This is a genomic window from Rhodococcus sp. As11, from assembly GCF_048957735.1.
Classification (GTDB): domain Bacteria; phylum Actinomycetota; class Actinomycetes; order Mycobacteriales; family Mycobacteriaceae; genus Rhodococcus; species Rhodococcus gordoniae.
In genome coordinates, this window is record NZ_JARDJE010000033.1 from 1 (window position 1) to 20,383 (window position 20,383).

Annotated in this window: 19 protein-coding genes; 11 read left to right on the forward strand and 8 right to left on the reverse strand. The window is 68.2% G+C overall.

All coding sequences use genetic code 11. From position 1 onward, the window contains the following. The first annotated feature begins 303 nt into the window (after positions 1–303). From ehuB to ehuA, 4 genes are all read left to right on the forward strand, one after another. Positions 304–1,197 (forward strand): ectoine/hydroxyectoine ABC transporter substrate-binding protein EhuB, encoded by an 894-nt coding sequence (gene ehuB, locus PV766_RS23205; protein ID WP_421098015.1) that lies wholly within the window; start codon positions 304–306, stop codon positions 1,195–1,197. 16 nt (positions 1,198–1,213) lie between these two features. After that, the gene (gene ehuC / locus PV766_RS23210; RefSeq protein ID WP_421098016.1) at positions 1,214–1,948 is read left to right on the forward strand and encodes an ectoine/hydroxyectoine ABC transporter permease subunit EhuC; all 735 of its coding nucleotides are present in this window, start codon (positions 1,214–1,216) and stop codon (positions 1,946–1,948) included. After that, positions 1,945–2,589 carry an ectoine/hydroxyectoine ABC transporter permease subunit EhuD gene (gene ehuD, locus PV766_RS23215; protein WP_064063278.1) on the forward strand — a complete coding sequence of 215 codons (645 nt, stop codon included), beginning with the start codon at positions 1,945–1,947 and terminating at the stop codon, positions 2,587–2,589. Before ehuC ends, ehuD begins: the two co-directional genes overlap by 4 nt. Positions 2,590–2,650: 61 nt before the next feature. Next, positions 2,651–3,415, forward strand: coding sequence for an ectoine/hydroxyectoine ABC transporter ATP-binding protein EhuA (gene ehuA, locus PV766_RS23220; protein WP_421098030.1), 765 nt, complete (start codon positions 2,651–2,653; stop codon positions 3,413–3,415). Positions 3,416–3,424: 9 nt separating this feature from the next. On the opposite strand, the gene PV766_RS23225 is transcribed toward ehuA, so the two are convergent. After that, complete coding sequence (locus PV766_RS23225) at positions 3,425–4,972, reverse strand: adenylate/guanylate cyclase domain-containing protein (RefSeq protein WP_421098017.1); 1,548 nt, start codon at positions 4,970–4,972, stop codon at positions 3,425–3,427. Positions 4,973–5,014: 42 nt separating this feature from the next. Between PV766_RS23225 and nucS the strand changes: the two genes are divergently transcribed. Further along, a complete protein-coding gene (nucS, locus tag PV766_RS23230) occupies positions 5,015–5,689 on the forward strand; it encodes an endonuclease NucS (protein ID WP_421098018.1) in 675 nt (224 codons plus the stop codon). A gap of 2 nt (positions 5,690–5,691) precedes the next feature. Continuing rightward, on the forward strand, positions 5,692–6,015 hold the full coding sequence (locus PV766_RS23235) for a hypothetical protein (RefSeq protein WP_064063274.1): 324 nt from the start codon (positions 5,692–5,694) through the stop codon (positions 6,013–6,015). A gap of 38 nt (positions 6,016–6,053) precedes the next feature. Here PV766_RS23235 and PV766_RS23240 read toward each other — a convergent pair whose 3' ends face one another. Beyond that, positions 6,054–6,176, reverse strand: a complete 123-nt coding sequence (locus PV766_RS23240; protein WP_255162605.1) for a hypothetical protein — start codon at positions 6,174–6,176, stop codon at positions 6,054–6,056. Between PV766_RS23240 and PV766_RS23245 the strand changes: the two genes are divergently transcribed. Further along, positions 6,177–6,452 (forward strand): hypothetical protein, encoded by a 276-nt coding sequence (locus PV766_RS23245; RefSeq protein ID WP_421098019.1) that lies wholly within the window; start codon positions 6,177–6,179, stop codon positions 6,450–6,452. On the opposite strand, the gene PV766_RS23250 is transcribed toward PV766_RS23245, so the two are convergent. The 3 genes from PV766_RS23250 to mce all read right to left on the reverse strand — a co-directional run bounded on the left by PV766_RS23250 (position 6,430) and on the right by mce (position 8,960). Continuing rightward, complete coding sequence (locus PV766_RS23250) at positions 6,430–7,101, reverse strand: MerR family transcriptional regulator (protein WP_421098020.1); 672 nt, start codon at positions 7,099–7,101, stop codon at positions 6,430–6,432. The two genes, PV766_RS23245 and PV766_RS23250, sit on opposite strands and share 23 nt — an antisense overlap. Before the next feature lie 56 nt (positions 7,102–7,157). Continuing rightward, positions 7,158–8,390, reverse strand: a complete 1,233-nt coding sequence (locus PV766_RS23255) for a hypothetical protein (RefSeq protein WP_421098021.1) — start codon at positions 8,388–8,390, stop codon at positions 7,158–7,160. Between the two features lie 84 nt (positions 8,391–8,474). Beyond that, positions 8,475–8,960, reverse strand: coding sequence for a methylmalonyl-CoA epimerase (gene mce, locus PV766_RS23260; RefSeq protein WP_064063271.1), 486 nt, complete (start codon positions 8,958–8,960; stop codon positions 8,475–8,477). Between the two features lie 102 nt (positions 8,961–9,062). Between mce and PV766_RS23265 the strand changes: the two genes are divergently transcribed. The 3 genes from PV766_RS23265 to PV766_RS23275 all read left to right on the forward strand — a co-directional run bounded on the left by PV766_RS23265 (position 9,063) and on the right by PV766_RS23275 (position 11,718). Then, positions 9,063–10,253, forward strand: a complete 1,191-nt coding sequence (locus tag PV766_RS23265; protein WP_064063270.1) for an acetyl-CoA C-acetyltransferase — start codon at positions 9,063–9,065, stop codon at positions 10,251–10,253. Positions 10,254–10,356: 103 nt separating this feature from the next. Further along, positions 10,357–10,716 (forward strand): DUF3817 domain-containing protein, encoded by a 360-nt coding sequence (locus tag PV766_RS23270; RefSeq protein WP_129978209.1) that lies wholly within the window; start codon positions 10,357–10,359, stop codon positions 10,714–10,716. Positions 10,717–10,830: 114 nt separating this feature from the next. Next, positions 10,831–11,718, forward strand: a complete 888-nt coding sequence (locus tag PV766_RS23275; protein ID WP_421098031.1) for a tetratricopeptide repeat protein — start codon at positions 10,831–10,833, stop codon at positions 11,716–11,718. Between the two features lie 58 nt (positions 11,719–11,776). Here PV766_RS23275 and PV766_RS23280 read toward each other — a convergent pair whose 3' ends face one another. Genes PV766_RS23280 through PV766_RS23290 form a run of 3 tightly spaced genes read right to left on the reverse strand, consistent with a single transcriptional unit; the run spans position 11,777 to position 17,479 of the window. Beyond that, entirely contained in the window at positions 11,777–13,225 is a 1,449-nt protein-coding gene (locus PV766_RS23280; RefSeq protein ID WP_421098022.1) for a neutral zinc metallopeptidase, read from the reverse strand. Between the two features lie 28 nt (positions 13,226–13,253). After that, a complete protein-coding gene (glgB, locus tag PV766_RS23285; RefSeq protein ID WP_421098023.1) occupies positions 13,254–15,464 on the reverse strand; it encodes a 1,4-alpha-glucan branching protein GlgB in 2,211 nt (736 codons plus the stop codon). Continuing rightward, positions 15,461–17,479, reverse strand: a complete 2,019-nt coding sequence (locus PV766_RS23290; protein ID WP_421098024.1) for a maltotransferase domain-containing protein — start codon at positions 17,477–17,479, stop codon at positions 15,461–15,463. Before PV766_RS23290 ends, glgB begins: the two co-directional genes overlap by 4 nt. A 321-nt stretch (positions 17,480–17,800) precedes the next feature. On the opposite strand from PV766_RS23290, the gene glgP reads away from it, so the two are divergent. Beyond that, entirely contained in the window at positions 17,801–20,377 is a 2,577-nt protein-coding gene (glgP, locus tag PV766_RS23295; protein WP_064063265.1) for an alpha-glucan family phosphorylase, read from the forward strand. Positions 20,378–20,383: the final 6 nt, after the last annotated feature.

A 20,383-nucleotide genomic window follows, 5' to 3' on the forward strand; every position in this document is an offset into this window, starting at 1 on the left:
GGGTGTGGGAGAGTAGGACACCGCCGAACACCCGTTCCGAAAGGGGACCCACAGCAGTGGGTCCCCTTTCGTGTTTCCTGAGCAAGGTTCTGCGCGTCCTATTGTCTTCCGGTTGTCTTCCGGGTATGGCGTGCCGCTGCCGGCTTCCCGGGGATCACGACCTCGTAACAAACACGCTCTGTTCCAGGTCGTGCCTCCTTATGTCGGTAACGTCCGCTCATGCACGATCGCACGGTTCGTGCGGGTTCGGCGTGTGAGCGCCTGTCGGGGGCGTTCTCGTCGACGACGAGGAGGGGCGAGACGATGACGAATCGATCGACTACGGGTACCGCCGGCAGGTTCACGGCGGTGATCGCGGGACTGGGACTCGTCGGCGCGGCCGTCACAGGATGCACGAGCGTCGATACCGGCAGCGAGGGATCGACTCTCGACCGGCTCCGGGAGGAAGGCACCGTCACCGTCGGTTTCGCGGGCGAGGCACCCTACAGCTTCATGCTGGACGGCAAGCTCACCGGCGCCACCGTCGCACTCCACCGCGAAATCTTCGAGAATCTCGGTATCGACAATGTCGAAGGGGTGGCGACGGACTTCGGCGCGCTCATCCCGGGCCTGCAGGCAGGACGGTTCGACGTCGTCAGCGCCGGTATGTCGATCCTGCCGCAGCGGTGTGAACAGGCGCTGTTCAGCGAGCCGGAGTTCAACTACACGACCGCCCTCATGGTCCCGCAGGGCAATCCGGAACAGCTCGACGACATGCAGTCGATCGCCGAGAGGGGCGTCCGGATGGCGGTCATGACCGGCGCCATCGAAGCCGACTATGCCTCCTCGCTCGGAATCGACGCGATGCAGGTGGCGTCTCCCCAGGACGGGATGGACGCGGTCGTCAACGGACGTGCGGACGTCTTCGCGCTGACCGGCATCTCGCTCAATTGGATGAAGCAGAACAACGAGGACGCGCCCGTCGAGGTCACCGAGTCGTTCGTCGCGGAGATCGACGGCGTACCCCAGGTGGGTGCCGGCGGAACGGTGTTCCGTAAGGAGGACACCGAACTGCGCGATGCCTACAACGAGGAACTGGCCAAGATCACGTCCGACCCGCAGAAGTATCTGTCCATCGTCGGCGAGTTCGGTTTCACGGAAGCGGAGATGCCCGATCCGGAACTGACGACCGAGATGCTCTGCGAGGGCATTTCCTGACCTCGGCTGCGTAGTCATGGATTTCGGTTCCAAGATCGATCTGCTGTGGAACTCCCTGCCGCAACTGTTCGACGGTCTGCTCGTCACCATCGAATTGACTGTGGGGAGCGCGATCTTCGCGTTCCTGCTCGCCGTCGCGCTCGGACTGGCGGCAGGCGCGAAGAACGTCGCCCTGCGTGGGAGCGCGCGGGTGTTCATCGAGTTCTTCCGCGGCACATCGCTTCTCGTGCAGCTGTTCTGGCTCTTCTACGTCCTGCCGTTGTTCGGATTCCGGCTCGAATCGATCGTGTGCGGGATCCTCGCGCTGTCGCTCAACTACGGTGCCTACGGTGCCGAGGTGGTGCGCGGTGCGATCGCGTCGGTGCCCACGCCGCAACTGGAGGCGGCGACCGCGCTGAACTTCGGTTACTGGCAACGCATGCGACGAGTGATCTTCCCCCAGGCATGGGCCGAGATGATTCCGCCGCTGACGAATCTGCTCATCCAGTTGCTCAAGGGAACGGCGTTGGCGAGCTATATCCTGCTGCAGGACCTCACGTTCCAGATCGAGCAGCTCCGTCGGGGAAGCGGCGACACCATCTTCGCGTTCGGTGTGGGGCTGGTGCTGTACTTCGTGCTCGGCTACGTGCTGACCCTGTTGATGAACGCGCTCGAGGTACGCGCCAAGAGTCGCCTGGGGAGCGGTCCGACACTACGTGAGATCTTCGGACTCGCCCCGGTCTTCGACCAGCCGGTGGGGGCACGATCATGAACGTCGACTGGAGTTGGGAACGGGCGGCCGAGGCGCTACCGGTACTGCTCGAAGGATTCCGGATCACCTTGCTCGCCACGGTCCTCGGGTTCGTGGTGGCAGCGGTGCTCGGGCTGATCGTTGCAGTCGCGCGCCGTTCGCTGCCGAAGGTTCTCGCGACCGCGTTGTCCGCCGTCGTCCAGTTCATCCGGCTCACGCCGCTCGTGGTGCAGTTGCTGTTCGTGTACTACCTGCTTCCACAATTCAGCGCGCTGCAGATCGGCATCGCGGTGCTGGGTATCCACTACGCGACCTATATGGCCGAGGTGTACCGGGCGGGTATCGAGGCGGTGCCGAAGGGGCAGTGGGAGGCGTGCCGGGCGTTGTCGCTGTCGCCGCTGCGCACCTGGCGAGCGGTGATCCTCCCGCAGGCCGTACGTCGTGTCGTGCCCGCATTGGGCAACTATGCGGTGTCGCTGTTCAAGGACACCCCGTTCCTGTTCACCATTTCCGTCGTGGAAATGGTGACGGCCGCCCAGCAGTTCGGTGCGCGCAACTTCCAGTATCTGGAGCCGCTCACCCTGGCCGGTCTCATCTTCCTCATCGCCAGCTATCCGACGTCGTTGCTCGTCCGCCGATTGGAGCGTCGCCTTGCCTATTGAGATGAACAAGGAAGCCGGCGCGGACGGCAACTTGCTGCCTGCCGCCACCTCCGACGGATCCATGATCCGATTCGATTCCGTCGTCAAGAGATTCGGCGATCACGTGGTCCTCGACCACCTCGACTTCACCGTCTCTCCGGGAGAGCGGGTGACGTTGATCGGTCCGAGCGGCTCGGGCAAGACGACCATACTGCGCCTGCTCATGACCCTCGAGAAGATCGACGACGGTGTGGTGTGGGTCAAGGGGGAGCCGCTCAGCCACGAACGCAAGGGGTCACGTCTCGTTCCGGCCTCCGAACGCTACCTCCGATCGATGCGTCGCAGCATCGGGATGGTGTTCCAGCAGTTCAACCTGTTCCCCAACATGAACGTCATGGAGAACCTCACCGAGGCTCCGGTCCACGTGCTCGGCCGCAGCAAGGCCGACGCGCGCGACCGTGCGCGGGAACTGCTCGCGATGGTCGGCATGTCCGACAAGGAGAACGCGCACCCGACGCAATTGTCGGGTGGTCAGCAGCAGCGGGTCGCCATCGCTCGTGCGCTCGCCATGGATCCGGAGATCCTGCTGCTCGACGAGGTCACCTCGGCCCTCGACCCCGAACTCGTCGCGGACGTGCTGGACGTGCTGCGGACGATTGCCGACACGACCGACATCACGATGCTGATCGTGACGCACGAGATGCACTTCGCCCGCGACGTCTCCGATCGCGTGCTGATGTTCGATCGGGGCCGCATCGTGGAGGAGGGACCACCCGAGCGCATCTTCACCGGTCCGCGGGAGGAACGCACGCGCAAGTTCCTCGACGCGGTACTGGCGGGGGAGTGAGACCGGCCGTCAATCCGGGCGCGGAACGGCCAGCCGGGTCGGCTCGGAACGGCCGCGCAGGGTGATCTCCTCGCCCTCCTCCCACCGGGAACGTTCGTCGTCGGGTGCGAGGAGCACGGTGCGTGCCGACGCCGCGACACAGCCGGGAACGGTTTTCGCGAGATCCGACAGTCGCGCTGCTTCGTTGACCGGATCGCCGATCACGGTGTACTCGAAGCGTTCCTGCGCGCCGATGTTCCCGGCGACCGCGCGACCTGCCGTGACCCCGATTCCCGCACGGCACTCGGGCACTTCGTCGGCGAGGCGTCGCGCCATCCGTCTCGCGGCGCCGAGCGCGGAGCCGGCGGCGTTGTCGAGGGCGACCGGCGCACCGAAGATGGCCAGCGCCGCATCGCCCTCGAACTTGTTGACGAATCCTTCGGCGGCATGAACCTCTTCGACGACGACCGCGAAGAACCGGTTGAGGAGGGCCACCACCTCGGTCGGTGGGCGGCCGGCGGCCAGCGCGGTGGATCCGACGATGTCGACGAACAGCACCGCGACATCCCGTTCCTCCCCGCCGAGCACACTCGGATTGGTGAGCGCGGCGGCCGCGACTTCCCGTCCGACATGTCTGCCGAACACGTCGCGCAGTTTCTCGCGTTCGCGCAGGCCTTCGGCCATCCGGTTGAATCCGGTCTGCAGTTGCCCGAGTTCGGTTCCGTCGTAGACGACGACGGCGGTGTCGAAGTCGCCCGACGCGATGCGTTGCATCCCGGCCCGTACCGATTCGATCGGCGCGATGGTCGACCGGATGGTGAGGAACATCAGCAGCGAACCGGTGAACAGACCGAGCCCGCCGATGGCGAGGATGGTGATCGCCAGTCGGGTGGGGGTGACGGGACGGATGAAGCTGAACACCGCGATGAACAGCAGGCCCACGACGGGTACCGCGCTGCCCAGGGTCCATGCGAGCATCACCCGCCCGGTGGTGCCGGCCAGGCGCGGACGGCGCGGCGTTCCGGCCTCGAGTGCGCGCGCGGCGATAGGGCGTAGCGCGAAATCGGTGAACATGTACGCGAATCCGCACACCGTGATGCCGGCCAGGGTGATGGTCAGCGCGACCTTCGGGATGGTCTGCGGATCGATGATCCCGAAGCCGACGGTGAACAGGATCAGCCCGATGAACCACAGTGCTCCCTGCTGGAGGGTGGTGCGCCAGGGCATTCGCAGCGCGATCCGTTGCTCCTGCGATGTGGGAGGGCGGCTCTCGAGCGCCCAGCGCAGCCGGCGAAGTGTCGCCCGGGTGCCGAGGACCGAGCCGATCACGACGGCCGAGGCCACGTAGACCGGGGCGAGGATCGCGGTGATCACGAGGAAGTCGGAGGTCAGCACGGACGGGCCCGGGATGACGACGTTGATCAGCGCGGCCACGATGAGAGCGCCGACGAGATGCGTGCCGATCAGGGAGAATGTCAGCAGGGTCTGGATTCTGATGCGTTGCCGTCGGATCGGTTCGGCAGGCTCTCCCAGGATCGCCGATCCGAGCGGGGCCGTGCGGTGACTGCGTGCGGGCATGGTCGTTCGAGACTAGTCGAGTCGATCCTCTAGGGTGGCTGTGTGCGTCTTGTGATTGCCCGTTGCCGTGTGGACTACATCGGACGCCTGACGGCTCATCTGCCGACGGCCCGACGTCTCCTTCTCGTCAAATCCGACGGTTCGGTGAGTGTCCACGCCGACGACCGTGCCTACAAGCCTCTGAACTGGATGAGCCCACCCTGCTGGCTCGAAGAGGAATCGGCCGAGGACGCCGAGGCCCTGTGGGTGGTCACGAACAAGGCAGGCGAACAGCTCCGGATCACTCTCGAAGAGATCGACCACGATTCGAGCCACGAACTCGGTGTCGATCCCGGTCTGATCAAGGACGGCGTCGAGGCACACCTACAGGAACTGCTCGCCGAGCACGTCGAGACCCTCGGGACGGGTTTCACTCTCATCCGGCGCGAATACCCCACGGCGATCGGGCCCGTGGATCTGCTGTGCCGCGACGCCGACGGTGTGACCGTCGCTGTGGAGGTGAAGCGTCGCGGCGAGATCGACGGTGTGGAGCAGCTCACCCGTTACCTCGAACTGCTCAACAGGGATCCGCTGCTCGCTCCGGTCAGCGGCGTTTTCGCGGCGCAGCAGATCAAGCCGCAGGCACGGACATTGGCCACCGACCGCGGCATCCGCTGCCTCGTGCTCGACTACGAGGCGATGCGGGGCACCGAGAGCACCGAGTTCAGATTGTTCTGATCGTGCCGCGCCGCAACAGATCCCGCACCGACCGCAAGCGCGGCGGGGCGTCCGGCGAGGCCCCGACCTATTTCGGGGCGACGGTGCGCACCGAGAACGGACCCGCGGGGGCAGAGGGGGAGCGCTTCACCGTGCGCACCGTGCCGGGCTCGCGCGCCACGAAGCCGTACCGGTGCCCGGGATGCGATCACGAGATCGCGCCGGGAACGCCCCACGTCGTCGCGTGGCCGACCGATGCGCTCGGCGGGACGGAGGACCGGCGGCACTGGCACAGCGGATGCTGGGCGGGACGCGGCACCCGCCGACCTACCCGACGCTGGTCCTAGCCACGACGGATCGCTGGGGTCCGGTCGTAGCGGATCCGTCAGCGGGCGGTACCGGGTGCGGACGCTCGCGGCGCGGTGTCGCGGTCGGTGATCGCCTGCCGCACCTCGTGCAGGGCTGTGCGGATGGTGTCGCCGTAGGGATCGTCGGGGAGCGCGGACATGTGGTCCTGCGCGCGGTCGAGATGTTCCGCGGCCGCCCGGAACGATCCGAGACGGCGGAAGTCGTCTGCCAGGTTCAGGTGCAGGCTCGGATGGAAGCCCGCGACGCGGAGGGTGTCGTGGTGTTTTCGGGCGCGCTCGTCGGTGAGGACATCGGCAGCGTCGAGGGGGAAGTGGACATGGCGGGGCTCCTGTCGAGGTCTTCGGCGGATCCGGGTGTCGCTGTTCCGGAGGGCACTGCTGAGGGGGAGTGCTTCAGGGGGCGCCGCGCGGCATGATGAGTGTGGTGAGATCCCCGTCGTCGGCCGACCGGACGGTGACGGGCAGATCGGTGCCGCGAATGTCGAGCAGCAGGTCGTCGCCGGCGAGTGTGCCGGCCCAGGACGGGCAGGTCGGATCGGTGGGCACGAGCGTCCGGGTGGCGAGCCGGTACCGGTCGGTGGCGGTCAGCCTCACGCAGCCGGATCCGGTTTCCATGTGCACGCCGTTCAGTACCGGGATGTCGGGGTCGTGACCGGTGGAGGCGGAGACCTGATCGACGGCGCCGGCAAGGACGGGTCCCGGCACCGTGCAGATCACGCGGCGCGATTCGGCACGCAGGGACGCCGCGAGGGTCTCGGCGGCCCGTCGGAGCCGCTCGGCCTCCGTGGTCATCCCGGTGACGTGGTCGTCGAGCAGTCGCGCGGCCTCGTCCGTGTCGGCGGCGAAGAACTCACCGATGGCGGGCAGCGGCATCCCGATCTCCCGTAACTGCCGCAGCCGGCACGCACGCGGGACCTGGGAGCGGCTGTAGAACCGGTATCCCGTCGACGGATCGACCTGCTCGGGACGCAGCAGGCCGGCGTCGTCGTAGAACCGCAATGCGCTCGCGGTCAGTCCGACGAGTTCGGCGAACACGCCGATCGACATCATCTCCGGGTCGGTCACCGGCCCATCATGGAGCTTCGACCGACTCGAAGGTCAAGCCCGACGGCCGGCGACCGTCAGTTGCGGACCTTGCTGGCCACGGCAGGGGAGCGACCCTGCACACCGGCACCGACCGAGGGCGAGCGATGCGGCGCCGAGGCGTTCGGCGTACGCGGAGTGGACTGGGATCCCTGTGCGCCGCTGTTCGGCTGCGCGGCCGAGTTCGGGCCGGAGGCGTCGCTCTTCGGGATCCGCACCGTCCGGTCGGCCTGCGGCATGGGCGTGGTCTTGTCGGTCTGCGGCAGCGGCGCGGTCTTGTCCGCCTTCGCGTCGGCCTCGGGGGATGCCGGCTCCTTCGGACTCTCGTCGTCCGAACTCTGCTTGTCGCCCCCCTGCTTGTTGTCGCGCGCCGTACCGAGGACGGTCGTGCGGGGCTCGTCGAGGGAGATCTCCCGGTCGAGCAGTTCGCCCTCGCGGGTGATCGCTGCGAGCAGGGTGGGGACGTCGTCGAGCTGTTCGCGAACGGCGTCGAGCTGGCCGAGGATGCGCCCGCGCAGCACACGGAGTTCCTCGGTGAGGTCGCGCGCGTTCGACACCTTCCGCTCGGACTGTTCGGTGGCCTGGGTGAGTCGCCGTTCGGCTTCCTGCGTGGCTTCCTCGAGACGGCGCTCGGCTTCGGCCTTGCTCGTCCGTTCGAGTTCGTCGAGGGAGCCGAGCACCTTGGTGCGGCGTTCGGCCATCGTGATCTCGAAATCCTGCTGCACCTGCTCGCGCTTGGCCTCGGCCTCGGCGGCAAGTCGCTCGGCTTCCGCGCGGGCCGCAGCGACGATCCGTTCGGCCTCCGCGCGGGCCGCGGTCATCGTCCGCTCGTGCTCGGCCGCGAAGGCGACGCGGGTGTCCTCGAGTTCGGCGAGCTTCTTCTCGTAGTCGCCCCGGAGGCGGATGCCCTCCTGCTCCGCGAGCGAGATCATCTCGGCGGCGTCGGCCTCGGCACGGGCACGCAGCTCGGAGGCCTCGTCGGAGGCGAGCCGCAGCATCCGTGAGATGCGGTCGCTCATGCCCTCTGCAGTGGTGGGAGGCACCGACAGCCGGTCGACGTCCTTGCGGAGTTCGTCGATTTCGTTGCGGGCGTTCTCGAGCTGACGGGCCAGATCGCGGGCCTGCGCGGCGGCGGCGTCGCGGTCGGTGGCGGTCACGCGCAGCTCGGCTTCGAACCGGGCGAAGTAGTTGGTCACCTCGTCGCGGTCGAAGCCCTTCCGCACGATGGAGAACGGCAGATGGCTGGGTGCGCGATCACGATCGAAGACCATGGAGACAATCTACCCGTTGGATGCGGGTACGACCCGGATGCGCTCCCGCCCCATCCGTGTTCGGGAGCGCATCCGGAAGAGTCGTCAGTGAGCGGAATGCGCTGCGGGCTCGACGAGCTCGACGAGGACGCCGCCCGCGTCCTTCGGGTGCAGGAAGTTGATGCGCGAGTCGGCGGTGCCGCGACGGGGCGCGTCGTACAGCAGCCGGACGCCGCGCTCACGAAGCGCCGTGGAGACGGCGTCGATGTCGGAGACGCGGTAGGCGAGCTGCTGCAGACCCGGGCCGTTGCGGTCGATGAACTTCGCGATGGTGGAGTTCTCGTTCAGCGGGGCGAGCAGCTGGATCATGGTGGACCCTTCGGGGGTCCCCGGAACGGCCAGCATCGCCTCGCGCACCCCCTGCTCTTCGTTGACTTCCTCGTGGGTGGACACGAGGCCGAGGTTCTCGGCGTACCAGGTGAGAGCGGCATCGAGGTCGGGAACTGCGATGCCGACGTGGTCGATGGCGGTGACGAGCCCGGAAGCGAGAACGGACGCTGCCGGAGAGGATGTGGGAGAGGTCTCGGTCATGCTCTAGACGGTAGCGGTACCGTTGAGTGCACTCCTACCGGGATTCAGGTGAATACCGGTGGAGTTTTCCGATCACATGCCGATCTTTCGGAGGAATGTCCCGTGAGCAGTTCTGTCATCGTCGCCGGAGCCCGTACGCCCATGGGGCGCCTGCAGGGTTCGCTCAAGGATTTCTCCGGATCGGATCTCGGTGGCGTGGCGATCTCCGGTGCGCTCGAGCGCGCCGGTGTGGCCCCTGAGCAGGTCGAATACGTCATCATGGGCCAGGTGCTCACCGCCGGCGCCGGCCAGATCCCGGCCCGTCAGGCCGCCGTCGCCGCCGGCATCCCGATGAACGTGCCGGCGCTGACCATCAACAAGGTGTGCCTGTCCGGTATCACCGCGATCGCGATGGCCGACCAACTGATCCGCGCGGGCGAGTTCGACGTCGTCGTCGCCGGCGGCCAGGAGTCGATGAGCCGGGCCCCGCACATGCTCGAGGGGTCCCGCGCCGGCTTCAAGTACGGCGATGTGACCCTGCGCGACCACATGGCCTACGACGGCCTGCACGACATCTTCACCGACCAGGCGATGGGCAACCTCACCGAGTCGGCCAACTCCGGCGATCGCTTCGTCTCCCGCGACGAGCAGGACGCCTTCGCCGCCGCCTCGCACCAGAACGCCGCCCGAGCCTGGAAGGACGGCCTGTTCGACGACGAGGTCGTGCCGGTGTCGATCAAGCAGCGCAAGGGCGAGCCGATCGTCTTCGCCGCCGACGAGGGCATCCGCCCGGAGACCACCGCCGAATCGCTCGGGGCGCTGCGTCCCGCTTTCTCGAAGGACGGCACCGTCACCGCCGGTTCGGCCTCGCAGATCTCCGACGGTGCCGCGGCGGTCGTCGTGATGAGCAAGGCCAAGGCCGAACAGCTCGGCCTGAGCTGGATCGCCGAGATCGGCCGCCACGGTGTCGTCGCCGGACCGGACTCGACGCTGCAGTCGCAGCCGGCACGGGCGATCGCCACGGCCTGCGAGCGTGAGGGCATCGACCCGGCCGATCTCGACCTCGTCGAGATCAACGAGGCGTTCGCCGCCGTCGGCATCGTCTCGGCCCGCGAGCTGGGCATCGATCCGGCGAAGGTGAACGTCAACGGCGGTGCGATCGCGCTCGGCCATCCGCTCGGCATGTCGGGTGCGCGCATCGTGCTGCACCTCGCGCTCGAGCTGAAGCGCCGCGGTGGCGGCGTCGGTGCGGCCGCCCTGTGCGGTGGCGGCGGCCAGGGCGACGCCCTCATCGTGCGGGTGCCCAAGGCCTGACGTATTCCGAGAGCACGAACACGGCCCCGGCGCGTCGCGTCGGGGCCGTGATGTCTCTCACGGCACTACGGGCCGTCGTAGAAGCTCCTGCACAATGGGGCTCATGACGAACATCTTCGACCTGTCCACGCCCGCGAAGCGTTTCCGCCTCGTCGCGATCTGGGAGGCCGTGACCTGGCTCGCCCTGCTGATCGCGATGTTCTTCAAGTGGGTGCTCGGATACGAAGAGGCGATCGCCATCCCGGGCATGGTGCACGGAGTCGCCGGGTTCATCCCGTTCGTCGCCCTCGCCCTCCTCACCGCTCTGCAGCTGAAGTGGGACCTGAAGACCACCTTCCTCGCCCTCGTCTCGAGTGTTCCGCCCTTCGGCACCATCGTCTTCGAGCGCTGGGCCGTGCGCACCGGCCGCCTCGGGGAGCTGTCCGCTCCCGCGACCCGCGAACAAGCCACGGTCAACGCCTGACCTCGCGGTCGCACCCTCGGACCGCGCAGCACGATCCCGGTCGCTCGTGACAAACTGGTGGACGTGACTCGACCCGGTTCCCGTCCAGCACCTTCTGCCGCCGTCGCCGCGGCGATGTCCGGCGCGGTGGATCTCTCACCGCTCAAGGAGAGGGCCACCGCGCCGCCTCCGCCTCCTGCCGGTGGCGACGGCGCCGCGCCCGGTGCCCTCGCCCCGATCGTGGACGTCACCGAAGCGACGTTCGAGACCGAGGTGCTGCAGCGTTCGATGCAGGTGCCCGTGATCGTCGACCTGTGGGCCACCTGGTGTGAGCCGTGCAAGCAGCTCTCACCAGTCCTCGAGAAGCTCGCGAACGAAGCCGGCGGTGCGTGGGTCCTCGCGAAGGTCGACGTCGACGCGAGCCCACGCATCGCGCAGGCGTTCGGTGTGCAGTCGGTGCCCACGGTCGTCGCGATCGCCGCCGGGCAGCCGCTCGCCGACTTCCAGGGCGTCCAGCCCGAACCCGCGCTGCGTCAGTGGCTCGATGCCATTCGGAACGCGGTCGCCGGCAAGCTGTCGGGCCCGCCCGGCGCCGAGCCGGAGGAGCAACCCGTCGATCCGCGTTTCGAGGCTGCCGAGCAGGCGCTCGAGAACGGCGACTTCGAAGGCGCCGAGGCTGCCTACCAGCTCGTCCTCAATTCCGAGCCGGGTAATACCGAGGCTCAGGCCGCTCTGCGCCAGGTGCGTTTCCTCGCCCGCGCGAGCATCCTCCCCGAGGATGCGGTCGAGCGGGCCGATGCCGCGCCGACCGATCTGGAAGCACAGTTCGCGGCGGCCGACGCCGAACTGTTCGCGCAGCAACCCGAGGCGGCGTTCGGTCGTCTCATCGAGTTCGTGCGTCGCAGCGCCGGGGACGAACGAACCGCGGCACGCACCCGGCTCCTCGAACTGTTCGAGTTGTTCGACGCCGCCGACCCGGTCGTAGTGGCGTCGCGTCGCAAGCTCGCGATGGCGCTGTACTGATCCGTCATCGACCCGTCGTACCGGCCGCTCACCTCCCGGGTGAGCGGCCGGTGTCGTCTCAGCGGTAGCGCCCGCTGCAGGCCGCCTCACCGCCGAGGACCCCGGTGCGGAAGGCGTCCACCCGCGCGAACCCGCTCGGCACCGTGTTGCCGTTGACGTCGCTCGCCGCGAGACCGTCGGTGAGCAGACCCGAAACCGCTTCGTCGAGGTCGCCGGGGGACAGCCACACCAGCACCCGGCTCGGGTCGACGTTCGACGCGACGGTGCTGTCCGGGCTCAGCGCCGCGCTGATCACCCCGGACAGGCAGGCGGCCCGCAGTGCCGTGCGCGGCTCGGTGAGCGACTGCCCCGCCTCCTTCTGCACCGCGAGGGCGTAACGCGACGCGACGAGCACGTAGGCGTTGTAGTCGCCGCGGACACCGGAATCGAACCCGCTTCCCGACGGGGCGGCCGTCCCGCGCTCCGAGAGTGCTTCCATGTCGACGCCCACGGTGTTCGTCGCGGGGCAGTACGACACCGGTGAGGTGGTCTGCGCGTCCGCGCAGGCGAGGTCGGCACCCGACAGATCGAGCCGCGGCAGAGCCCCGAGATCGAAAACCTGATGGAACGACTCGAAGATCGCCTCGACCGATTCGCCGGTGACCGGCAGCTCGCCGTCGTCCGCGCTGTCGTAGTACTGCGGCAGGTCGGCGCGACGCGACTCGATCTCGGCGGCGTCGATGCGCGCACATGCGGCGGCCCCGTCGGTGAAACCGATCTGCACGGCCGTCACGCGTTCGAAGGCGGAGCCGTGGATCGAGTCGGGATCGTTCGGGTCGACGTCGCGGAAGAGCACCATCGACGCGAGCACGTTGTTGAGTCCGTCCGAGGTGTCGAGCTGGAAGTGCGTCGCGCGTCCCTCCGCGACGTGCCGCATGAAGGCGCCGGCGAAACAATCGGCCTGCTGCTCGAACACGATGCCGGGATCGTCCTCGGCGACCAGACCCGCCGTGTGCTGGACGGCATGCCCGTACTCGTGGGCGAGGACCGTCACCGCAGCCATCGGACCGAAGCTGTCGATGAGCTGCGGCATGAGGAAGGTGCGGTCCCAGCCGATCTCGTCGCCGCCACTGCAGTAGGCCGCATTGATGAAGTCGTAGGTGGGTTTGCCGCAGAACCGCGGACCCCGTCGTTCGGACGGATCCCACGACACGATCGTCTCGACCGGGCGGAAGGTGCCGCGGGCGACGGACGCGAACTCCTGACGCCAGTACTCCTCGATGTCGGCGATCGCGTTGCCGGCGAGGACGTCGACGGGGCCGCCGTCGGTGTTCTCGATCTCCACGGCCGCATCGGGCACCCCGCTGCGCGGACCCGACGCCCCGGAGGTGACGGGCAGACCCGCCACGGTGAAGGGGTTGTCGTAGATCGACACCGCCGTTCCTTCGATCTGCTGGGCGCATCCCGCCAGCAGGACGACGGTCAGTGCGGGCACCACCAGTCGCGTGAACCGGTGCGTCCGTCGCATGTCGTTGTGCTCCTGTCGTCGGGCAGCGTCACCTCCGCAGCGACAACCAGATCGCGCCGTGCGCAGGCAAGGTCACCCGAGCCGATGCGGGGCGTCCGTGCCACGAGTGCTCGCCCGCCTCCACGGCACCGAAGTTACCTGCTCCGTTGCCCTGGTAGTCGGTGGCGTCCGTGTTGAGGACTTCCTCCCACGTGCCCGGTTCGGGCAATCCGACACGATAGTCGGCGTAGGTCGTGCCCGAGAAGTTGTGCAGGCACGCTACCACCGAGCCGTCGCTGCCGTAGCGCAGGAACGACAGGACGTTGTTGTGGGCGTCGTTCGCGTCGATCCACGAATACCCGCCGGGTGTGGTGTCGAGCGTGTAGAGCGCCGGATGCGAGCGGTAGATGCCGTTGAGGTCGCACACCAGACGGTGGATGCCGGCGTGGAGCGGCTCGTCGAGCTGCCACCAGTCGAGCCCACGTTCCTCCGACCACTCGGCGACCTGCCCGAACTCCTGGCCCATGAACAGCAACTGTTTGCCCGGATGCGCCCACATGTAGGCGAGCATCGACCGCAGACCGGCGGCACGCGTCGCGTCGTCGCCAGGCAGGCGCGTCCACAGCGTGCCCTTGCCGTGGACGACCTCGTCGTGGCTGATGGGCAGCACGAAGTTCTCGCTCCACGCGTACACGAGCGAGAACGTGATCTCGTGATGGTGATAGGTACGGTGCACCGGGTCGCGGCCGAGATAGCCGAGGGTGTCGTGCATCCAGCCCATGTTCCACTTCATGCTGAACCCGAGCCCGCCCACATTCGTCGGGCGGGTCACGCCCGGCCAGGACGTCGATTCCTCGGCGACGGTGACGATCCCCAGGTAGTGCTTGTGGACGGTGGCGTTGAGTTCCTGCAGGAAGGCCACGGCCTCGAGGTTCTCGCGTCCGCCGTAGATGTTCGGTGTCCATCCGCCCTCGGGACGCGAGTAGTCGAGGTACAGCATCGAGGCGACCGCGTCGACACGCAGACCGTCGATGTGGAACTCCTCGATCCAGTACAGGGCGTTGGCGACGAGGAAGTTGCGCACCTCCGGCCGGCCGTAGTCGAAGACGTAGGTACCCCAGTCCAGCTGCTCACCGCGGCGCGGATCGGGATGTTCGTACAGGGGGCTGCCGTCGAACCGCGCGAGGGCCCACTCGTCCTTGGGGAAGTGGGCGGGCACCCAGTCCATGATCACGCCGATCCCGGCGGCGTGGAGACGGTCGACGAACGCGCGGAACTCGTCGGGGCTGCCGAACCGTGAGGTCGGGGCGTAGTAGGAGGTGACCTGGTAGCCCCACGACCCGCCGAAAGGATGCTCGGCGACCGGCAGCAACTCGACGTGGGTGAAACCGGTCCCGAGGATGTACTCGGCCAGCTGGTCGGCGAGTTCGGCGTAGTTCAGGCCCGGACGCCACGAACCGAGGTGCACCTCGTACACCGCCATCGGTTCCTGCCAGGGCTGCGACTTCTCGCGGGTCGCGATCCAGTCCTCGTCGTTCCAGGTGTAGCGACTCTCGGTGACCTTCGACGCCGTCGCCGGCGGTACCTCCGTGGCGAACGCCATCGGATCGGCCTTGTCGCGGATCGACCCGTCGCGGCCGTGCACCCGGTACTTGTAGAGCGCGCCCGGTTCGATGCCGGGCAGGAAGACCTCCCAGACACCGCTCGATCCGAGCACCCGCATAGGGGCGGTGCGCCCACCCCAGCCGTCGAAGTCGCCGACGACGGTGACTCCGCGTGCTCCCGGCGCCCACACGGCGAACGAGGTGCCCGTCACCGGGCCGTCGGGGGTCTCGTAGGTCTGCGGATGTGCCCCGAGCACTTCCCACAGACGTTCGTGCCGGCCCTCGCTCAGCAGGTGCCGGTCGAGTTCGCCCAGCGTCGTCATGAAGCGGTAACCGTCCGCGACGACCTCGACGTGCTCGAACGGGTAGGTCACCACCAGGCGGTAGTCGGCGAGATCGAAGACGGGGATCAGGGCGCTGAAGACGTCCTCTCCCACGGGTTCGAGCGGATGATCGCGGCCGCTGATGCGGGCGGCGACCTTCTCGGCCCCGGGCCGCAGCGCTCGGATGACCGTCCCCTCCGGGTGCGGGTGGGCGCCGAGCACCGCGTGCGGATCGTGGTGCTCACCGGCGGCGAGCAGCGCCAGATCCTCCGGTCGCGGGCTGTGGCGCCGGCGCGGCACCTCGGCGCCCGGCGTCTGGGGCGGCACGGTCACGACTGCCTCCTGTAGGCGAGCGTTGTGCGGGTGGGGATGCCGATCGGGGGCAGTGTCAGGATGTGCGCCACCGCCCGCCACGGCTCGAGGCGCACATAGTTGGCCTGTCCCCACGAGTACTGTTCCCCACTCACCTCGTCGTAAACGGGGAAGTGGTCCTGCCAGTCGTGTCCGATCGCCGGCATGTCGAGCCAGACGGTGCCCTGCTCGGCTCCGTAGGGGTTGAGATTGATCACCGTGAGCACGCAGTCGCCGGTGGACGGATCGAACTTCGAGTAGGCGATCAGGGCGTCGTTGTCGACGTGGTGGAAGGTGATGTTGCGTAGTTGCTGCAGAGCCGGATGAGCCCGCCGGATGCGGTTGAGGGTGGTCAGCCACGGTTCGAGCGACTCGCCGCGCCGGCGCGCCTCGTCGAACCGTCGCGGCCGCAACTGGTACTTCTCCGAGTCCAGATACTCCTCGCTGCCCGGCCGCACCGCGAGGTGCTCGAACAGTTCGTAACCCGAGTAGACACCCCAGGACGGCGCCAGGGTGGCGGCGAGCGCCGCCCGCAACGCGAACATGCCCGGCCCGCCGTGCTGCAGGGTTTCGTGCAGGATGTCGGGGGTGTTCACGAACAGGTTCGGCCTCGCCTCGTCCGCCTTCGCGGCGATCTCGGTACCGAACTCCGTGAGCTCCCACTTCGCGACCCGCCACGTGAAATACGTGTAGGACTGGGTGAATCCGCGCCGCGCGAGCCCGTACATGCGGGCCGGACGGGTGAACGCCTCCGACAGGAACAGCACGTCCGGATCGGTGTGCTTGACCTCGGCGATGAGCTGCTCCCAGAAGCTCGGGGGCTTGGTGTGCGGGTTGTCGACGCGGAAGATGTCGACGCCCAGCCGGATCCAGTGCCGGACCACGCGCAGGACCTCGGCGTAGATGCCGTCCGGGTCGTCGTCGAAGTTGATGGGATAGATGTCCTGGTATTTCTTCGGCGGGTTCTCCGCGTACGCGATCGTGCCGTCGGGCAGCACGGTGAACCACTCCGGATGCTCCCGCGCCCACGGGTGGTCGGGAGCGCACTGCAGAGCGAGATCGAGGGCGACCTCGAGATCGAGTTCCTTCGCGCGGGCGACGAAATCGCGGAAGTCCTGTTCGGTGCCGAGTTCGGGGTGGATCGCGTCGTGACCGCCCTCGTCGGAGCCGATCGCCCACGGCGACCCGACGTCGTGCGGACCGGCGACGAGCGTGTTGTTCGGTCCCTTGCGGTTGATCTTGCCGATCGGATGGATCGGGGGCAGATAGACGACGTCGAAGCCCATCGCCGCGATGCGCGGCAGATCGGCGGCGGCGGTGGAGAAGTTGCCGTGCCGCGGGGTTCCGTCCTCGTGCCACCCTCCGGTGGACCGCGGAAAGAACTCGTACCACGAACCGAACAGTGCGCGGCGACGATCGGCGAACGCTGTGAACGCCCTTCCACGCGTGACGAGTTCGCGGAGCGGATGAGCGCGGAGGATCTCGGTGACGTCGGGGGAGAAGGCGGGGGCGACGCGGTCGGGCAGCGGACGGTCGGACCGCAGCGACAGCGCGACCGCGAGCAGGGCGGGTCGGCTGCCGCGGGGAGCGCCCTTCGCGGCCTTCTCGAAGGTCCGTGCCCCGACCTCGAGATCGTTGGCGAGTTCGGTGGCATCCTGCCCGGCGTCCATCTTCGCGGTGACCGCGTGTCGCCAGGTCGCCACCGGGTCGCTCCACGCCTCGACCCGGTAGGTCCATGGACCGACGCTCGTGGGGGAGAAGGTGGCGTGGAAGGTGTCGGGTTCACTCCCGGGGACCATGGGGATCCGCACCAGTTTGCCCGCGGAGTCGGGGTCGTCGGCCGGTCCTCGGACCGCGAGTGTCGCGGCGATCGCGTCGTGGCCCTCGCGCCATACGACGGCGGAGACCGGCACCACCTCCCCGACGACCGTTTTCGTCGGATAACGCCCTCCGTCGATGGAGGGTTGTACGTCGTCGATGGCGAGCCGACCTGTCACACTAGCTCCGTTCCGTGCGGGTCCGGGTGGACGAGCAGGGCCGATGGGGGCAACGACCGTGTCTCGCACCACCGTAATGGAGGTCGCGGCGCACGGCTGTGCATGCGGCGGGACCCGCGAAGGATCCCCGGTGCCACACCGAAAATATCTGTAACTCGGCGTTCACTTCTGGTGACCGGGCCGTGGGAGTGAAGGCCACGCGGTGTGCACGTCGCGAGGCCTTCCCGTCTGCCGGGGGATCTCTGCGCGACCGGCGCGGATGCCGGTACGTGAGATCCGCCCGTCCGTCACGGAGCGTCCCCGGTGGGTAGTGTGCACCCCGTGAAAGCACTGCGCCGGTTCACTGTACGAGCCCATCTTCCCGAGCGGCTGGCCGCGCTGGGAGCCCTGACCGCGAACCTGAGATGGTCGTGGCACCCGCAGACCCAGGACCTGTTCGAATCGGTCGACCCGGAGCTGTGGCGCCGGTGCAGCAACGATCCCGTCCGGCTGCTCGGCGAGGTGCCGCCCGCCCGCCTCGATGCGCTCGCCGAGGACGGCGACTTCCTCGCCCGTCTCGACGCCGCGGCGGCCGACCTCGAGCACTACCTCGCCCGCCCCCGCTGGTTCCAGGAACAGCAGGAACGCGGCACGACTCTGCCCGCCGGCATCGCCTACTTCTCGATGGAGTTCGGTGTCACCGAGGTGTTGCCGAACTACTCCGGCGGCCTGGGCATCCTTGCCGGCGACCACCTCAAGGCCGCCTCCGATCTCGGCCTGCCGCTCATCGGCGTCGGCCTGCTCTACCGCTCCGGTTACTTCCGGCAGTCGCTCAGCGCCGACGGCTGGCAGATGGAGCACTATCCCTCCTACGACCCGCAAGGTCTGCCGCTGCGCCTGCTCACCGAGGCCGACGGCACCGCCGCGCTCGTGCAGGTCGCCGTACCCGGCGGACGCACACTCGACGCGCGGATCTGGATCGCCCAGGTGGGGCGGGTGCCGCTGCTGCTGCTCGACTCGGACATCCCCTCCAACGACGAGGAGTTGTGCGGGGTCACCGACCGCCTCTACGGCGGCGACCAGGATCACCGGATCAAGCAGGAGATCCTCGCCGGCGTCGGCGGTGTTCGCGCGGTGCGTGCCTACACGCGCATCCACGGCCTGCCCGACCCCGACGTCTTCCACATGAACGAAGGGCATGCGGGATTCCTCGGAGCCGAACGCATCCGCGAACTCGTCACCGGCTCCGGACTCGACTTCGACGAGGCGCTCGCCGCGGTGCGCGCAGGCACCGTCTTCACGACGCACACCCCCGTGCCCGCGGGCATCGACCGCTTCCCGATCGATCTGGTGCGCCACTACTTCTCGGGAACCAACGGTGAGAACGAGTCGGCGCTGCTGCCCGGCCTCACCGTCGATCGCATTCTCGCCCTCGGGCGCGAGAGCAACCCGAACGTGTTCAACATGGCCCATCTCGGCCTGCGTCTCGGCCAGCGCTGCAACGGCGTGTCGAAACTGCACGGCGAGGTCAGCCGCGGCATGTTCGAGGGACTGTGGCCCGGATTCGACGCCGCCGAGGTGCCGATCGGCTCGGTCACCAACGGCGTGCACGCCCCCACCTGGGCCGCACGCGAATGGATCGCACTCGCCAACCGCCTCGCCGGACCCGATCGCGTCGAGGAGGCCCGCGGCTGGGAACTGCTCCAGGCCATCGATCGCAAGGAACTGTGGTCCACCCGGAACGCGCTGCGCGCCCAGCTCGTCGCCGAGGTGCGTCGCCGGTTGCGCGAGTCGTGGATCGAACGCGGTGCCACCGACGCCGAACTGGGCTGGATCGAGTCGGTCTTCGATCCGAACGTGCTCACCGTCGGGTTCGCGCGGCGCGTGCCGACCTACAAGCGCCTCACGCTGATGCTGCGCGACCCCGAACGGCTGCGCACCCTGTTGCTCGACGACGAACGACCCGTGCAGCTCGTCGTCGCCGGTAAGAGCCACCCTGCCGACGACGGCGGCAAGGCGCTCATCCAGCAGGTCGTGCGGTTCGCCGACGAGTACGACGTGCGGCACCGCATCGTCTTCCTGCCCAACTACGACATGTCGATGGCCCGCTATCTGTACTGGGGTTGCGACGTGTGGCTGAACAACCCGCTGCGCCCACTCGAGGCGTGTGGCACGTCGGGCATGAAGTCGGCCCTCAACGGCGGCCTCAACCTGTCCATCCGCGACGGATGGTGGGACGAGATGTTCGACGGCGAGAACGGCTGGGCCATCCCCACTGCAGACGGTGTCGACGACACCCGTCGCGACGACCTCGAGGCCGCCGCCCTGTACGAACTGCTCGAACGCTCCGTGCTGCCGCGTTTCTACGACCGCGACCCCGACGGTGTGCCGGCACGTTGGATCGAGATGGTGCGCCACACGCTCGAGAATCTCGGTCCGAAGGTGCTCGCCTCGCGGATGGTGCGCGACTACGCCGTCGACTACTACATCCCCGCTGCCGCCGCGGCCGCGGAGGTGACGGCCGACGACTACGCGGGGGCGCGGGCGGTGGCCGAGTACCGGCACCGCATCGACGCCTCCTGGCCGGGAGTGCGTGTCGCGCAGGTGGATTCGACTCCGATTCCGGAGGTTCCGCAGATCGGTCTGCCGCTGGGGCTGACCGCGCACGTGCAACTCGGCGACCTGGCCCCGGAGGACGTGGAGGTGCAGGCCGTGGTCGGACGTGTGGGCTCCGACGACGTGCTCAGCGACCCCGTCACCGTGCCGATGGAGCACATCGGTTCCGATCCGCTGGGGGAGGAGTTCACCGCGACGGTGCCGTTGCCGCTCGCCGGCGCCGTCGGGTACACGGTGCGGGTGCTGCCCCGGCACGGACTGCTCGCCTCGCCCGCCGAGCTCGGCATGGTCGCGCTCCCGTGAGAGCCG